Origin of the sequence: Anaeromassilibacillus sp. 1001302B_160321_C8 (genome assembly GCF_015554745.1) — a bacterium.
GTDB lineage: Bacteria > Bacillota > Clostridia > Oscillospirales > Acutalibacteraceae > Anaeromassilibacillus > Anaeromassilibacillus stercoravium.
In genome coordinates this window covers 25,272-41,231 of record NZ_JADNJD010000015.1, presented here as the reverse complement: position 1 = coordinate 41,231, position 15,960 = coordinate 25,272, and the positions used below count along the sequence as shown (strand labels likewise).

The window sequence follows — 15,960 nt, the reverse complement described above, 5'->3', positions numbered from 1 at the left end:
ATCATAATCCAACTGCCCGGGGCTATGTCTTTTCAATCGTGGAAGTTCGTGAGATCGACAGGACAACCCCCATCTCCGCCAGAAGAATCATCAGGGATGAACCGCCATAACTAAAGAAGGGCAAGCTGATGCCCGTATTGGGAATGGTATTGGTTACCACGGCAATGTTCAAAATCACCTGTAAGCCCACTTGGACAGTCAGCCCGATCCCCAACAGCATGCCAAATTTGTCCTTCGCTTTGAGGGACACAGTGATCCCACGCCACACCAACATGGCAAACAAAATAACAATCAGCAGGGCACCAATAAAACCAAGCTCCTCACAGACCACCGCAAAGATAAAATCGTTCTGCGGTTCCGGAAGATACAGATATTTTTGACGGGACTGCCCCAAGCCAAGGCCCAGCAAACCGCCCGATCCAATCGACATCAGCGATTGGCGCGTCTGCCACGTATCCACGGTTGTCCCGAAGGGATCCAGCCATCCAGAGATGCGGTCGCTCGCATAGCCAAATTTTGCGCTAAACAAGACAATATAAGCCACGGCCGCACCCAACACCCCAAAGGCAATGGCAAACCAACGCAATTGGACGCCTCCGATAAACAGCATCACGCCCGCCAACGCTACCAAAATCAGGGTTGCAGAGACATGCTTTTCAAGCAGGACCAAAACCGCAATCGAACCCAAGATCAATAGGTACGGCAGCACCCCATACCGGAAGGTACTCATACGCTTGAAATTGATGGAGATCAAATGGGCAAAAATGAGGACCAAAGCAAACTTGGCGATCTCAGAAGGCTGGAAATTGACCGGCCCTAGATAGATCCAGCGCCGCACACCGTTTCTTTCGGGCATAAACAGCACTAACACCAGGAGCATGTAAGTGACTAATAGGATTGGGATGGCCAATTTGTGTAGGTGGTGGTAATCAAAATAGGAGATCGCCACCATAATGAAAATACCCGCAACTGCAAAGCCAGCTTGCCGGATGATAAAATAATAGCTGTTTCCATAATTATAATAGGCATAGGCATAGCTGGAAGAGAACAGCATAATCAGGCCGATCACCATGAGCGTGAGCACCAGGAAAAAGAAAGGCAGGTCCATCCCTGCACGCACGGAAAACAAGCGGAATTTTTTCCGGATTCGCCTTCCAAACGACGCCTTCCGAGGGATCTCCCCCGTGTCTGAATTCCGCGCGGTGGGCAAGCGCGTTACGGTTGCTCCGCGTTTGCTGTCCGCCCTTGTCGCCATAAAGACGTCCCCCTTTCGAATCCGGTCAATCCTCGGAAAAGTCTAAAACTTACGGGCTCTTTTTCCATTAAACCACAAATCGATTGCCAAAAATGTCATTTTAACGCTTACAGCCCAAACCAGGCCGCCGCCACGCTAAACGCGCCAAACAACAGCGTCACCAGGCTGAAAACGGCACAAATTTTGACCTCGCTCCAGCCGCACATCTCAAAATGATGGTGAATAGGGCTCATTTTAAACAGCCGCTTTCCACCGGTCGCCTTAAAATAGGTGACCTGCAAGACGACGGAAAGGATCTCTACAATATAAATAATCCCGATGGGAAGAATCAAAACCGGCAGATTCAGGCCGAAGCCCAATGCGCAGACCATCCCGCCCAGGAACAGGGAACCGGTGTCGCCCATAAAGACCTTCGCCGGATTGAAATTCCAGATCAGGAACCCAAGGCATCCGCCTGCTGTCGCAGCGGCGAGGATTCCCATACCGTTCGCCCCCAAAATCCCGGCGATCACCATAAAGATCAAGGAGGCAAAAAATGTCACCGAGGCATTCAGGCCATCGATCCCATCGGTAAAATTGACCGCATTGACCATTCCCACAATCCCCAGCAGGGAAATTACCCAATAAAAAATGCCCAGGTCCACACCGCCCAGGAACGGGATCAAGGTGACCGATGAACCGCCGGAGAGATAGAGGGAAAGAAGGTACGCGCCTGCCACCAGAAATTGCAAAATCAGCTTCTGCTTTTCGTTGAGGCCCAAATTGCGCTTCTTGACTACCTTGATATAGTCGTCGATAAAGCCGACACCGCCAAAACCTACTGCCATGAGGAAGCCGCCCAGCAGCTTTGTCTGCATGTTCATATCCTGGGGGTTTTGCCCAGAAGCCCGGTAGAACAGTATAAGGCAGGCCGCAGCGGCCACAAAAATGCCGATGATGAACATAAAACCGCCCATCGTCGGCGTTCCGTTTTTCTTTTGATGCCACTTGGGGCCCACTTCCCGGATCGTCTGTCCGAAATTGATCTTGTGCAGAAATGGTACCAGCCATTTCCCAAGCAACCCCGTCACTGCAAACGCAATGACCGCCGCCGCCAGTATCCAGATGCCGTCCGCCATATGCAATATCCCCTTTGTCACCATTTCCGCGCACACGCGGTATTATTATAACCCATCTGCGTAGAAAAGCCGCCCAGGATTGCCATTCCGGCGGCTTTTCTACATTCCCAATGGGAATTTTCCATATATGTTCATTATACCATCTTTTCCCCCTAGGTTCATTGGGAAAAAGCACGGATATATCGCCTTTTTTAAACCATTTCTTGGTTCTATTCCACGGAATCCAACTCCACAAAATCAACTGTTACCATAGTCCCTGGAGGAACCTGGCTGCCCTCCGGGATACTTTGCAGGTTGGAAACCGCATTGTTCCCGGTAAGCGCTGCGCCGGAAATACTGATGTTGATCCCTGCATTGGCCGCCACGGAGTTAGCTTGTGATAAAGTAAGCCCTACAAGGTTGGGAACTGTCACTGTCTGCGAAGTGCTCCCTTCGTCGGTGAACAAAACCACGCAACCGCTCTTCGGAATACTTTTGCCCGGTTCTGGTACCTGCGAGAGAACAGTCTCACCTTGGCCGTATACCTTTACATCAAGCTCTGCGCTCTGTAGAGTGTTCTGAGCTTCCTGTACGTTCTTGCCTAACACATCTGGGGTACTGGTATCCAGCTTCGCAAGTTCTTCCTCCGTATATTTGGCCTCCACGCCGAGATAGGGGAGGATTTCGCTCATCGCCTTTGCAAACGGCGGGCCTGCAATCGCGCTGCCGAACACCTGGCCACCCTGCGGAAGCGGTTCATCGAAGAACACTAGCATAGCCACCTGCGGGTCGTCCGCTGGGGCGTAACCGCAATAAGAAGCGATGTATTTCTTTTCTCCCTGTTTTCCCTGTGCAACCCATTCCGCGATCTTTTCGGAAGTACCGGTCTTACCAGCCACGCGGTAGCCTGCAATATAGCCGTTCTTAGCTGTACCTGTGGTTGCGGTCTCCTGGAGCATCGCACTCACTCTGCGGGATGTTTCATTGGAGATCACTTGGCGTTTGACCGTCGTATCCGTTGTTCGGACGATATTCCCTTCATCGTCGATCACCTGGGCTACCACATGCGGCTGCACCAGATAGCCGCCGTTTGCAACGGCCGCTGCCGCAGTAATCATCTGAATGGGCGTAATACTGAAGTTCTGACCAAAGGATTCGGTCGCCAGTTCCACGGGGCCCATTGTCTCGTCGTAGTAAATACTGCGGGACTCGCCCGGCAGGTCGATGCCCGTCTTCTGGGTAAATCCAAACGCTTCAAAATACTTAAAGAATGTTTCCGGGCCTAACTTTTCACCCACCTGAATGAATACTGGGTTGCAAGAATTGCACAATCCCTGGGCAAAGGTCTCCGAACCATGGCCGCCCGACTTCCAGCAGCTGATACGGCGGTCCGCAACCACGTAATAACCCGGGCAGGAGAAGGAGGTGTTCTCGCTGATGATGCCCTCTTCCAATCCCATAGAAGCTGTCACCATTTTGAAGACGGAACCTGGGTAATAGGTGTCGCTGACGCACTTATTCCGCCATTGCTTCTGCCGCGCCTCATTCAGCGCCTTGGTCCGTTCTTCCCCCTGGAGGGCGTCGACCGCTGCCTGTTCCTTGGGATCGCTCAACGTAAACGGATCATTGGGGTCGAAGTCCCCTTTGACCGCCATTCCAAGGATTGCACCTGTATTGACATCCATCACGATCCCGCAGGCACGGTTTCTGGTGCCGCTGTTCGCTACGCCCTCTTCCAGATATTTTTCCAGGAAATGCTGTACCACTTCGTCGATAGTGAGGACCAAGCTGTGGCCGTTTTGTGCATCCACCATCTGTTCATAGTCAAATGGCATATCGGTTCCAACGGCGTTTTTCGCCGTAACAAGGCGCCCAGGGACGCCCGTTAACTCCGAATCATACTGCGCTTCAATGCCCGCCAAGCCCTGATTGTCCGAACCTGTAAATCCCAGCACGGAAGAGGCAAACTTTCCATATGGATAGTAGCGCTTGTAATCCGGGATCAGCCGAATCCCATTGGTGATCTCATTTTCTTCCTTAAAGGCTACAATCTGGTCCTTGACGTCGGTTTCTACCTTGTTCTGAACCACATCATAATAGGTCTTTTTCTTGCTTCTCTCGATCAAGTCCGCTTTGTCCAGACCGAGAATCTGGGACAGCCCGTTGCAGATCAATCCCCGGTTGTCATCGGTGATATAATTGGGCTCCAATACCACTTTCCAGACACCGGCGCTCTTTGCCAACACCTTCATATTACAGTCATAGATCGTACCGCGTTTAGCGCTGATAGACGTATCTTTCAGATATTGGTCTACCGCACGGGTCTGCATCTCTTCCCCCTGCACCAACTGCAAGCGGAATAGGCTCCCTACAACCACAGCGAAGCCAATGATGAGAATGGCCAATAGAAAAGCGGTGCGTCTCCACATTCGGATCGTTGTTCCTTTTGCCATTTGCAACCTCCATATTACAAAGCGGAGAGTCAAGATACCCTCTTAACTCTCCCGCTTCTACAATCATTGATTTCGGGAGGAATCCTGATGTATCCCATGGAACAGGAATCCCCTCTTATGAACGGTCCCTTTCAATCTATATGCGCATTGGTAAACATTATGATAATAACTGTTGAATAAAGTTCCAAGCAGAGGTCAGCCAGTTCTCCGAAGAATCCTCTTCCAGGACTTCGCCCTTGTCCCCTTCGGACAAACTAATATATTCCACCTGGTTTTGCTCCAACTTGCGCATTCCCAACTGCGTCTCTGCGTATTCCTCAACGGTTTCCAACGACAGCTTTGCCTGGGATTTCATTTTCAACTGGGTATATAAGCTCTCCTGCTCAGACAGCTCTGTGGTCGTGCTGTTGATTTCATTCGTCAATTCGGAAAGGCGGACCTGTCCGTACACGAACGTCCCAACAATTCCCAACATCACCACCAGGAATGTACACACAGAAATCACCTTGAAGGCCCTGTGTTTCGGACGGCGGTTCTTTTCCAGTTCTTCCCGCGGAAGCCGTATGACATTGTTTTGGGGTTGCGGTTGCAACTCCTGCTTTCTCTTTGGCTCAAAAAGCTCAAAATCATACGCCTCGCCTCTGGTATGCGTCGCCATGCACAGACCCTTCTTTCCTCATTTCTTTACAAAATCAAAGTTTGATGCAAACCCGCAGCCGCGCGCTGCGGCTTCTGGGATTCTGTTCCAATTCCGCCTCGGTTGGAGCAAGCCCCTTTTTATAGAGCAGCTTCGCCTTCGGCTTTTTTCCACATACACACACCGGAAAATCCGGCGGACATGTGCAACCCTGGCACCAAGATGCCATACGTTGTTTCACCATCCGATCCTCTAAGGAATGAAAGGTGATGACTGCCAGGCGCCCACCCGGCTTCAGGATAGAGAACGCAGCGTCCAACCCATCGGACAGCGCATCCAACTCGCCGTTTACCTCGATGCGCAACGCCTGGAATGTTTTCCTGGCCGGATGCCCTTGTTCCCTGCGCACAGCTGCGGGAACGGACGCTTTAATGATCTCTGCCAGCTGCCCGGTGGTCTCGATCGGCCCATCCTCACGGGCACGGACGATCCCCTTGGCAATGCTTTTTGCATTGCGGTCTTCCCCGTAGCGGCTGATGATTTCCGCCAGCTCCTGCCAGGACAGGGTATTCACCAAATCCTTGGCGCTGGGCCCCTGCTTGCTCATACGCATATCGAGCGGTGCATCGGAATGATAGGAGAATCCACGCTCCGGCGTATCCAGCTGATAGGAGGAGACACCGATATCCAGCAGAACGCCATCCACAGGCACAAGGCCCCTCTCCCGCGCCACGCGGTCCATATCGCTGAAATTCGCGCGTACGACGGTCGAACACGCCATCCCCTTTAACCGTTCCTTGACCACGGCAACCGCGTCCGGATCTTGGTCGATGGAGAGCAGCGTTCCGGTTGTCAGGCGGTCTGCAATCGCCTTGGAGTGCCCCCCACCGCCTGCGGTTCCATCAATATAAACCCCGTCGGGGCGAATCTCCAAAGAGGCGATTGCCTCATCAAACAACACGGGTTTATGCTGAAATTCCATCCTTATGTGCCTCCGGTTTTTGGGTTTGTTTTACGATGGACAGGCATCTGGAAGCGCTCTTTTTGGTTTTCCATTCAAACTTAGAACTGCAACTCTTCCATGACGGCAATCAAGCTGCTATCATCTAGCTCTGCATTAAAGGAAGCCCACCGCTGGGCATCCCAAATCTCTGCCCGGTTAGAAGTCCCGATAAAAGCCACATCCTTTTCCAATCCCGCATACTCCCGCAAGTGCTGTGGGAGCAGGATACGCCCCTGCTTGTCCGGCTCCACTTCTGCGGCTCCGGAGAAGAAAAAGCGCTGGATCCCACGGGCCTTTCCCATGGGCATCGCCATGATTTTTTCCTGCAACTTGGTCCATTCAGTGGGGGGAAGGACAAACAGACAGTGATCTAGGCCTTTTGTGACATAAAAACGCTCGCCCAGATCCTCCCGGAACCGGGCGGGGACAATCACGCGGCCTTTCGCGTCAATATTATGTTGGTATTCGCCGATCAACATAATTGCAACGCCTTTCCAGGGCGAACGATGGGTTTATAAACCACATCTTACTATTTCGCCCCACCTTCCTCCACTTATTGATTACGATTATACTCGATTCGTAACAAAAATGCAACTAATTTATTTTGATTATGTCAACCAATTCGACAAATCCCAATCTTCTTTTGGACGAAATCCGCTTATCTAGTGGTATAAAAAAACGCACCACAAGATCTTGTGGTACGTTTTCAAGAAAAAATTAATTTTTTCTATATTATCCAAATATTACCATACTTTTCTAGTGGAACAATACAATTCATTCGATCAATTTTGACCGGAACGCTGCGTTGCTTTGATGTTTTGGCGGGTTTTGCGCAGCTCTGCAAGGTTGGCGGCAAGCGCCTCATCCGTGCGGCGCATCAAATCATCCACATATTCGTTGGCCGCTTTGCGCATCTCACGCGTTTTTATCTGCGTCTGCGTCAGCAGGTCATTTGCCTTCTGTTGTGCCTGTTTAACAATTTCATCCTGATTGACCATGGCCCGGGCGCGCTCCTCTGCCACGCGGATCTTGGTTTCGGCCTCCATCTTCGCCGTGCTGATGATCTGGTTGCGATCCGCAACAATCGCCTTTGCTTTGAGCAGCTCCTGGGGCAGATTCTCGCGGATCTCATCCAAAATTTGTTTGACCTCTTCCCCATCCAGCACCGCTCGGCCGCGGCTGAGTGGAAGGTTCCACGCCTTCTCTACCATCTCATACAGTTCATCGATCAATTCTTCTACGTTCATCGTCTCGATCATTCCTTTCCGAGAGCCGCAGTGTTATCTATTGGGAAAACGGGTCCCCAACCAAGGCGCTTCACTTCTTTGCGGCATAGATTCTTTCCTTGATGTCGTCCAAAATGCACGCCGGTACAAAATTAGACACATCGCCGCCAAAGCTGGCGATCTGTTTGACAATACTAGAACTCAGGAACATGTTTTCCGCCCTTGTAATCATGAAAACGGTTTCCAGTTCCGGGTTGAGCTTCCGGTTTGTAAGCGCTTGCTGGAATTCATATTCAAAGTCGGACATCGCGCGCAACCCCTTGACAATCGCAGTTGCCCCACGCATCTTGGCATAGTCCGCCAAAAGCCCGTCAAAGCTGACCACTTCTACATCTTCCATGTCCTTTGTACATTTCTGAATCAGCGCGATCCGCTCTTCAGTGGTAAACATGGTATGTTTTTCAGGATTTACCATCACGGCGACAATCACATGGTCAAAGATTTTCCTAGCTCGCCCAATAATATCAAGATGCCCAATTGTGACCGGGTCAAAGCTTCCCGGGCAAATTGCAAGTTTCATAGCGTTCTTCCTTTCCAAACTCGTCCCTCATAGAACTGCCCTATCATAAATCCCTATGCCGGTATACCGTCAATAAAATTTTCCCATAACGGTAATCGCGCTTCCTTTCAAAATCCCCCGCCGTATCCGGGACTTCCTCGTCAACCGGATGCTCACATACAATGACGCCGCCCTTATTCATAATCGCGGCAGTCATCGGGAGCGCCTTTTGCAAAAGGCCTGTCCGGTAGGGTGGATCTAGGAATGCAATATCAAAGGGATCGTTTCGCCGCAAGAGGAACGCCGCATAATCCATATGCAAAACCCTGGCGCGCTCTTCCAAGCCAGTGTTGGCAATATTCTTTTCTATGATAGAGATGGGTTCTTTTCCCGCATCCACAAAGACTGCTTCGCGTGCGCCGCGGCTGAGCGCCTCCAGGCCCAGTTGCCCGGAACCCGCAAATAGATCCAGCACACGCCGCCCCTCTATTTGAAACTGTAGGATGCTAAACAAAGCCTCCTTCACCCGCTCCGTTGTCGGACGGACGTCCTCGCCTTCCAGCGTTAAGAGGCGCCTCCCACGGGCTGATCCAGTAATAATTCGCATATACATACTCCTTCAAAAATCGAAGATGTAAAATTGTCCTTTTATTATCCCATTATCTGTTGCATCTGTCAAGCGCAAGGCAAACCGCTCAGAACAATACCGCTTATGGTGTGTCTGAAGGTTCTTCCCCATGGAAATACTCGTAGACCTTCTTAGCCGCCGGTTTTGTCATCCCTGGAGCGTTTTCCAACTCTGCAAGATCCGCCTGGCGGATTGCCGTCAAGGTGCGGAAATGCCGCAGGAGGGCGCGTGCGCGCGTTTCCCCAATCCCTTCAATTTCGGTCAGGGTGGTGGTCAGGGTGTTCTTTTTCCGCGTCTGGCGGTGATACCCGATCGCAAAGCGGTGGACCTCCTCCTGAATGGAGGAAACCAGCGTAAACGCCTTCCGGTTGGAGTTGATGGCGATTTCCCCGCCGTCCTCTGCAATAGCCCGCGTGCGGTGTTTGTCGTCCTTCACCATGCCAAACAGCGCGATGTCCAGCCCGGACGCCTCCAAAATTGGCTTCACCGCCGCCACATGCCCCTTGCCGCCGTCCAGCAAGATTAGGTCCGGCAGACGGCCAAAGCCTTCGCCGCTGTCCTTGTTTGCGAAGTATTCCTGCAAACGGCGCCCGATCACTTCCCGCATGGAGCCGTAGTCGTCCTGCCCCACAACCGTTTTGATCTTGAACTTACGGTACGCACTTTTAAGCGGGCGGCCATTTTCAAACACCACCATTCCTGCGACATTATCCCCGCCAGCCAGGTTGCTGATGTCATACGCTTCGATATAGGCGGGGGGGTGCGCCATTCCCAACAAGCGGGCCAGCTCGTCCAGCGCGGAGGCTTCCCGCCCCGTCCGGCCGACCGACTGCGCCAACTGCTCCGCCGCATTGTTGCGGCACATCTCCACTAGCTGGGCCTGCTCGCCCTTTTGCGGGACGTATACCAGGACCTTCCGCCCGGCCTTTTGGCTCAGCCATTCCGAGAGCAACTCCATATCCGATGCCGGTCCATCGAGGCTTACGCGCGGCGGCACGCGGTCGCGCATGGAATAATAGCGCTCAATAAACTCGCTTCGTGCAGCTTCCGGCTCGCCAATCTCCCCCATCAAATACGTTTCCCGGTCGCACAGGCGGCCATTCATAAAGCGGAACACTTCAAAGCAATTCCGCTCCGGGCCCTGCGCCAAGGCGATGATATCCTGTTCCGGGACCTTTAAGGCCACCACCTTCTGACGGTCGCCCATGCGCTTGATTGCCGCAAGGCGGTCACGGATGCGCGCGGCGCGTTCAAATTCAAGGTTCTCCGCCGCCTCTTCCATTTTTTTCGTCAGGTTCCGCACGCATTCCGCACTTCCGCCGCGCAGAAAATCGATCGCTTCCTTGACCGCTTCCCGGTAATCCGCCTGCGAAATTTTGCCCTGGCAGGGTGCGCTGCACTGCTTGATATAATAGTTTAAGCACGGCCGCCCCTTTCCAATATCCTGGGGGAATTTGCGGGAACACGAGGGCAGGCGGAAGATTTTCAGCGCTTCGTCCACAGTCTCCTTCGTGGCCCAGGAGCTGACAAACGGACCGATATAGTCCGCATCGTCGTCCAACATCTGCTTCGCCTGCGAGATGCGCGGCCAGGGGCCGCGCGTCACCTTAATGTAATGGTACCCCTTGTCGTCCTTCAAAAGGATGTTGTACTTTGGGGTATGCTGCTTGATGAGGCTGCATTCCAGCACCAGGGCTTCGAATTCGCTGTCGGTGAGGATATATTCAAAGTCCTCCACGTTGCTGACCATCTGGCGGACTTTTTTGTCGTGATTCTTTTCACTGCCAAAATACTGGCTGACGCGGTTTTTCAGCGCCTTGGCCTTTCCAATATAGATGATCTTCCCTGTCTTGTCGTGCATGATATACACACCGGGGTGCAATGGCAAGCGCATGGCCTTCTTTCGTAGTTCCCGGATATGCTCCAAATGTTTCTCCTGCTCTTCCACGGCCGTCCCTCCCTTCTGCAAAATGGTTCATTCCGGTTTTATCGGGCAAGGTCGATCAATACAAGATAATTGAAACAGCCCACCGGTTATATTCCGTCTGAAACAAGACGTCATAAAAAAATAGAACGCCCATCGGGCGTTCTTTTTTCATCTTGTTCCAAGGACTGAACTTGGCACACAGGTGCATCCACATACCTTTAGATCTTCCCGGCTCTCAAAAAATTACTCAGCAAAACCGGATTTTACCAGATCCACCAGGTTTTCTACAGCTTCTTCCTCATCGGGACCGTCCGCAATAATGCGAATCGACGTGCCGCCTACGATACCAAGGGAAAGGACGCCCAGCAAGCTCTTTGCATTGACGCGTCTCTCTTCCTTCTCCACCCAGATCGAAGATTTATACTCATTTGCCTTCTGGATGAAGAACGTCGCCGGACGTGCATGGAGACCCACCTGATTCTGAACCAAAACCTCTTTAACGCACATTCTTACTCACTCCTAAAACAAAATCAAAGTCAAAACCATTCCAACCAAACCAAATATAAATACAGTAAAGACCTGTAAACCAGGCCATGGAGTTATTATATCACAATTCGGAAGGCCGTCAATAAATTTGAAAAAACTTTGGATTGATAACCGAATTGGAGCTTTTTTGTCCCCGCGACCTTTGTGCATCTTGCTATGAATGTTGAAAACTTTTGTGCCGTATTCCATATTTTCAAAAAATCAAATCTTCCAAAATCAGACAAATTGTATAAGTATCTATTCTTTTTCCACATGAGTTTCCAACGATACTAAATATTTTTTGTCCTGTTTTGTCAGCTCCGCCGCGGCGAGCAAGTCTGGCCGTTTGTGCAATGTGCGCAAAAGTGATTGCTCCCGGCGCCATTTTGCGATCGCTGCGTGGTTCCCCGACAAAAGCACCGGAGGGACGCTCCTCCCGCGCCACGTTGCCGGGCGGGTGTACTGCGGATATTCCAGCAGGCCGTTGTAATGGCTCTCCTCTTCAAAACAAACGTCGTTGGACAGGACGCCGTCTTTCATGCGGCACACAGCGTCCGCAACCACCAGGGCAGGAAGTTCGCCTCCCGTCAGCACATAGTCGCCAATCGAGATTTCCTCGTCGACATAAGCTTCCAGCACGCGCTCGTCCACACCCTCATAATGCCCACATAGAATAGCAATATTCTCATACGTTGCCAATTCTTTCACTTTCTCTTGGGATAGAACGCTCCCTTGGGGGGACATGTACAGAACATGGGGCTTTTTCCCCAATTGTTCCACCAGGTCGTCCATGCACAAAGCGATGGGCTCTGCCATCATCAGCATTCCCATCCCACCGCCGAACAGTGTATCGTCTACCCGGTTATGTTTATCATACGCAAAATCGCGGATTTGGTGACAACACACCTGCACCGCCCCGCGCTTGCGGGCACGCCCGATGATGCTTTCCGCCATGACGGTCTCGCACATCTCTGGAAAAAGCGTGAGGATATCAATCCGCATCGTCAAAAATCCCCCTCATGGGCCGAATCTTCATAATCCCCCCGTCGATGTCCACATCGACGATCACATCCGGGATAGCAGGAACCAGATAATTCACCTTGTCGTCCCCGGTGACCTGATAGACGTCGTTCGCGCCCGTTGGCATGACTTCGGTCAATAAGCCGTACCGCCTGCCTGTATCCGCATCCAGGACGGTCAGACCGAGCATATCCTGCACAAAATAGCGATCTTTTGGCAATTTGACATCCGCACGGTTTAAATAGAGGATCCGGCCGCGCAAGGCATCCGCTTCTTCCACCGTGTCCACGCCCTCCAGCTTCAGAAGCAGCAGGCTTTTATGCACGCGCGAGGAAACCACCTGCAATTCTTCACTCCCACGATCCCAATACAACGTGTGTATCTTTGCCAAAAAAGCTGCGGAATCGCACCATGGCTCTACACGCAATTCCCCTTTGACACCATGCGTCCCCACGACGCGGCCTGCCTCTAAAAATTGCTTGCGCATCTTGTTTCCTCCTTTGCAGATAACAAAAAAGAGAGCGGACGCATGTCTGCCCTCCTTTTTATGCTCAGTCGATTTCGACAGAAATCTTGCTGTTGGTGCGGGTTGCTGCGGCACGCATCACTACGCGGATCGCCTTTGCGATGCGCCCCTGCTTGCCAATGACCCGGCCCATGTCCGCCTCTGCAACATGCAGATGGTACACAATGGAACCGTCCTCCGCGGAATCGTCGACATCGACGTTCACAGCGGTGGGGTCTTCCACAAGGCCCTGAGCAATTGCAATCAGCAGTTCCTTCATGTTAACCTCCGTATACAACGCATTGCCTCCTTTACAGGATGCCGTTCTTCTTGAACAGCGTCTTCACGGTGTCGGTCGGCTGTGCGCCGTTGGAAATCCACTTCTTTGCCTTTTCTGCATCAACCTTCACGACGGAAGGCTCCTGCATCGGATCGTACGTACCGATCTCCTCAATGAAACGGCCATCGCGCGGATAACGGGAATCTGCAACAACAATGCGGTAGAACGGAGCTTTCTTCGCGCCCATTCTGCGCAGTCTGATCTTTACTGCCATATTGATGTTCACCTCCAAAATAGAATCATTCTATCTCCACCAAAAGTTTTGGTAAGATCACCTTTTAAAAACCGAAACGGCGTCTTCCGCCTTTTCCACGGAGCTGCTTGATGAGCTTCTGCGTCTGCTCAAACTGCCGCAGAAGGCGATTGACATCCTCGACGCGCATGCCGCTGCCTGCCGCAATCCGGCGTTTGCGGGACGGGTTGATGATCGAGGGCTTTGCGCGCTCCTCCTTGGTCATCGAAAGGATAATCGCCGCCATGCGGTCCATATCGCGGTCGTCGATGTCCACATCCTTGAGCTGCTTTTCCATTCCCGGCATCTTGCTGAGGACGGATTTCAGCGGACCCATCCGTTTGACCTGCTTGAACTGGTCCAAGAGGTCGTTGAGGTCCATTTTATTTTCCAGCATCCGGCGGGAAACCTTCTCTGCCGCCTTCTGGTCCATTTTGACCTGGGCTTCCTCGATCAGGGTCAGGACATCGCCCATGCCGAGAATACGGGACGCCATGCGGTCCGGATGGAACACTTCCAGGTCGTCCAGCTTTTCGCCGGTACCTGCAAACTTGATCGGCTTGCCCGTCACCGCGCGCACGGAGAGCGCCGCGCCGCCGCGGGTATCGCCGTCGAGTTTGGTCAGGATGACGCCGGTGATGTCCAGCTTTTCGTCAAACGTCTTTGCGACGTTGACCGCTTCCTGGCCGGTCATCGCATCGACCACCAGCAGGATGTCCGTCGGATGGACCGCGTCCTTGATGTTGTGCAGTTCCTCCATCAACACCTCGTCGATTTGCAGACGGCCGGCGGTGTCGATGATGACATAATCGTTGCCGTAGTCCTTTGCGCGGCGGATCGCCTCTTTGCAGATCTTCACCGGCTTTTCCGTGCCCATTTCAAACACGGCGACCCCTGCCTGGGAACCCACCACCTGCAACTGCTTGATGGCCGCCGGGCGGTAAATATCGCCGGCCACGAGCAGCGGCCGGTGGCCCCTGCTTTTGAGCATCTTCGCCAATTTGCCGCAGTGGGTGGTTTTACCGGAACCCTGCAGGCCGCACATCATGATGATGGCGGGCGGGCTCGGCGGGGAAACCAGACGCGTCTCGCCGCCGCCCATCAGGGCGGTCAACTCTTCATCGACAATTTTTACAACCATCTGCGCCGGGGTCAAGCTCTCCATGACCTCTGCGCCGACGGCACGTTCCGTCACTTTTTTGGTAAAGTCCTTAGCGACTTTGTAGTTGACGTCGGCCTCCAGAAGTGCAAGGCGCACCTCTCGCATGGCCTCTTTGACATCGTCCTCGCTCAGTTTTCCCTTTGACTTCAGCCGTTTAAAGGCCGCGGAAAGTTTGTCTGCCAGTCCTTCGAATGCCAAATTGTATCTCCCTCCCGCGCGCTGGCTATTCACATAGCTTCTGCGCCAAGTCTATAATCGTCTGTGTATCCTCGGAAAGATCGCGGGAATACACATAGTGCTTGTTGTAATCCTGGATGCGCTGGGCCGCCTCGCGAATCTGTTCCAGCCCGCTGCGCATCTCGCGAAACCGCTTTGCCAAACCGAGGCGCTGTTCCATATCGAGCAGCTGCGCTTCGGCGCGTTTAATGGAATCGCGCACCCCCTGGCGCGTGATGCCCTCATTGTCGGCGATTTCCGAAAGGGACAGGTCCTCGTTGTAGTAGAATTCAATCACCTCACGCTGTTTTTCCGTCAGCATGTCGCCGTAGAAATCCAGCAGAAAGGAAATCTCCAAATCCTTTGCCACGGCTGGCCCTCCCTCCAACTGTAAAGCCATTTCCTTTACAGTTGGAGATTATACAACAAATGCCCGCTTCTGTCAATCCCCTGGCGACAGAAATTGCTCCAAATATTGTCCAATACTGCTCTGAATCCGCTCCAAATTCCCTTGCACCTGTACCAAAAAGCCCTCGGGCGTGGCGCGCAAATCCTGAACGGTCACCCCGACCGCTCCCCCCAGGACCTGTTCGTCAAAAAACGAAGAAGGGATCGACAGCGTATTCCCTTCCACGGAAACCTGGGCGGGCAGCAGGGCCTCCGCAGCGCCCATCACCCATTCGGTTTTGACTGGCAATCTTCCCAGATGAACGGACTGCAACTCCGCCCAAATGGTCTCCGATTCTGCGTTGCACCCCACGGCAAACTGGGCGCTGACCCCCAACCGCAGGCCGGAGAAGGATACCGGGATGTAAAATTCCGCGATGCCATCCTCCACGGATACGCATTGCAGGCCGAGCACCTGAAAGCCTCCCCCCTGCAATCCGTCCACTTGGCCGGCCAACAGGCCGCTGACCTCCTCTTTGGTCAAGACGGCTGGTTCCCCGGTGAGCAGCGACTCCGCCAGCTTTGTGACGACGGTTTCCGGCTGCGCGGCAGCTTGTACCGTACCGGCATAGGGGTCGTTAAGCGCAAGGCCGATGGTGATTCCCACAGCCGCCAGAAGCAGAAGCACCACCGCTATCCCAATCGCCAAACCCTTTTTGCTCTTTTTTGTCTCATCCATTTTGGATTCCTCCTTTTCCAGAAGCTTCGAAAAAGGTCCGGGCAGCACG

18 protein-coding genes are annotated in these 15,960 nt (G+C 52.8%); all 18 read right to left on the bottom strand.

Annotation, left to right across the window (positions count from 1 at the left end; genetic code table 11):
• Nucleotides 1-22 precede the first annotated feature (22 nt).
• The 18 genes from ftsW to I2E77_RS10355 all read right to left on the bottom strand — a co-directional run bounded on the left by ftsW (nt 23) and on the right by I2E77_RS10355 (nt 15,911).
• Entirely contained in the window at nt 23-1,108 is a 1,086-nt protein-coding gene (gene ftsW, locus I2E77_RS10440) for a putative lipid II flippase FtsW (RefSeq protein WP_172749748.1), read from the bottom strand.
• A 254-nt stretch (nt 1,109-1,362) separates the two neighbouring features.
• Complete coding sequence (mraY, locus tag I2E77_RS10435; RefSeq protein ID WP_087234813.1) at nt 1,363-2,373, bottom strand: phospho-N-acetylmuramoyl-pentapeptide-transferase; 1,011 nt, start codon at nt 2,371-2,373, stop codon at nt 1,363-1,365.
• Nucleotides 2,374-2,582: 209 nt separating this feature from the next.
• Nucleotides 2,583-4,805, bottom strand: a complete 2,223-nt coding sequence (locus I2E77_RS10430) for a penicillin-binding transpeptidase domain-containing protein (RefSeq protein WP_191395626.1) — start codon at nt 4,803-4,805, stop codon at nt 2,583-2,585.
• 157 nt (nt 4,806-4,962) lie between these two features.
• Nucleotides 4,963-5,463: a hypothetical protein gene (locus I2E77_RS10425; protein WP_087234815.1), complete on the bottom strand. Its 501-nt coding sequence runs from the start codon at nt 5,461-5,463 to the stop codon at nt 4,963-4,965.
• 34 nt (nt 5,464-5,497) lie between these two features.
• Nucleotides 5,498-6,424, bottom strand: coding sequence for a 16S rRNA (cytosine(1402)-N(4))-methyltransferase RsmH (gene rsmH / locus I2E77_RS10420; RefSeq protein WP_087234816.1), 927 nt, complete (start codon nt 6,422-6,424; stop codon nt 5,498-5,500).
• A gap of 80 nt (nt 6,425-6,504) precedes the next feature.
• A complete protein-coding gene (gene mraZ, locus I2E77_RS10415) occupies nt 6,505-6,924 on the bottom strand; it encodes a division/cell wall cluster transcriptional repressor MraZ (RefSeq protein ID WP_087234817.1) in 420 nt (139 codons plus the stop codon).
• 303 nt (nt 6,925-7,227) lie between these two features.
• Nucleotides 7,228-7,692: a hypothetical protein gene (locus tag I2E77_RS10410; protein WP_054324402.1), complete on the bottom strand. Its 465-nt coding sequence runs from the start codon at nt 7,690-7,692 to the stop codon at nt 7,228-7,230.
• 70 nt (nt 7,693-7,762) lie between these two features.
• On the bottom strand, nt 7,763-8,251 hold the full coding sequence (gene coaD / locus I2E77_RS10405; RefSeq protein WP_087234818.1) for a pantetheine-phosphate adenylyltransferase: 489 nt from the start codon (nt 8,249-8,251) through the stop codon (nt 7,763-7,765).
• 43 nt (nt 8,252-8,294) lie between these two features.
• Nucleotides 8,295-8,837: a 16S rRNA (guanine(966)-N(2))-methyltransferase RsmD gene (gene rsmD / locus I2E77_RS10400; RefSeq protein WP_191448717.1), complete on the bottom strand. Its 543-nt coding sequence runs from the start codon at nt 8,835-8,837 to the stop codon at nt 8,295-8,297.
• Between the two features lie 103 nt (nt 8,838-8,940).
• On the bottom strand, nt 8,941-10,806 hold the full coding sequence (uvrC, locus tag I2E77_RS10395; RefSeq protein WP_330608926.1) for an excinuclease ABC subunit UvrC: 1,866 nt from the start codon (nt 10,804-10,806) through the stop codon (nt 8,941-8,943).
• 222 nt (nt 10,807-11,028) lie between these two features.
• Entirely contained in the window at nt 11,029-11,292 is a 264-nt protein-coding gene (locus I2E77_RS10390) for an HPr family phosphocarrier protein (protein WP_087234820.1), read from the bottom strand.
• Between the two features lie 276 nt (nt 11,293-11,568).
• On the bottom strand, nt 11,569-12,312 hold the full coding sequence (gene trmD / locus I2E77_RS10385) for a tRNA (guanosine(37)-N1)-methyltransferase TrmD (protein WP_191395628.1): 744 nt from the start codon (nt 12,310-12,312) through the stop codon (nt 11,569-11,571).
• Nucleotides 12,302-12,817: a ribosome maturation factor RimM gene (rimM, locus tag I2E77_RS10380; protein ID WP_087234822.1), complete on the bottom strand. Its 516-nt coding sequence runs from the start codon at nt 12,815-12,817 to the stop codon at nt 12,302-12,304. Before rimM ends, trmD begins: the two co-directional genes overlap by 11 nt.
• Before the next feature lie 64 nt (nt 12,818-12,881).
• Nucleotides 12,882-13,115: a KH domain-containing protein gene (locus I2E77_RS10375; protein ID WP_054324403.1), complete on the bottom strand. Its 234-nt coding sequence runs from the start codon at nt 13,113-13,115 to the stop codon at nt 12,882-12,884.
• Between the two features lie 31 nt (nt 13,116-13,146).
• The gene (gene rpsP / locus I2E77_RS10370) at nt 13,147-13,389 is read right to left on the bottom strand and encodes a 30S ribosomal protein S16 (RefSeq protein ID WP_054324378.1); all 243 of its coding nucleotides are present in this window, start codon (nt 13,387-13,389) and stop codon (nt 13,147-13,149) included.
• Between the two features lie 64 nt (nt 13,390-13,453).
• Nucleotides 13,454-14,767 carry a signal recognition particle protein gene (gene ffh, locus I2E77_RS10365; protein WP_087234823.1) on the bottom strand — a complete coding sequence of 438 codons (1,314 nt, stop codon included), beginning with the start codon at nt 14,765-14,767 and terminating at the stop codon, nt 13,454-13,456.
• 25 nt (nt 14,768-14,792) lie between these two features.
• Complete coding sequence (gene ylxM / locus I2E77_RS10360) at nt 14,793-15,155, bottom strand: YlxM family DNA-binding protein (protein ID WP_087234824.1); 363 nt, start codon at nt 15,153-15,155, stop codon at nt 14,793-14,795.
• Nucleotides 15,156-15,227: 72 nt separating this feature from the next.
• On the bottom strand, nt 15,228-15,911 hold the full coding sequence (locus tag I2E77_RS10355; protein ID WP_195451193.1) for a hypothetical protein: 684 nt from the start codon (nt 15,909-15,911) through the stop codon (nt 15,228-15,230).
• Nucleotides 15,912-15,960 lie beyond the last annotated feature (49 nt).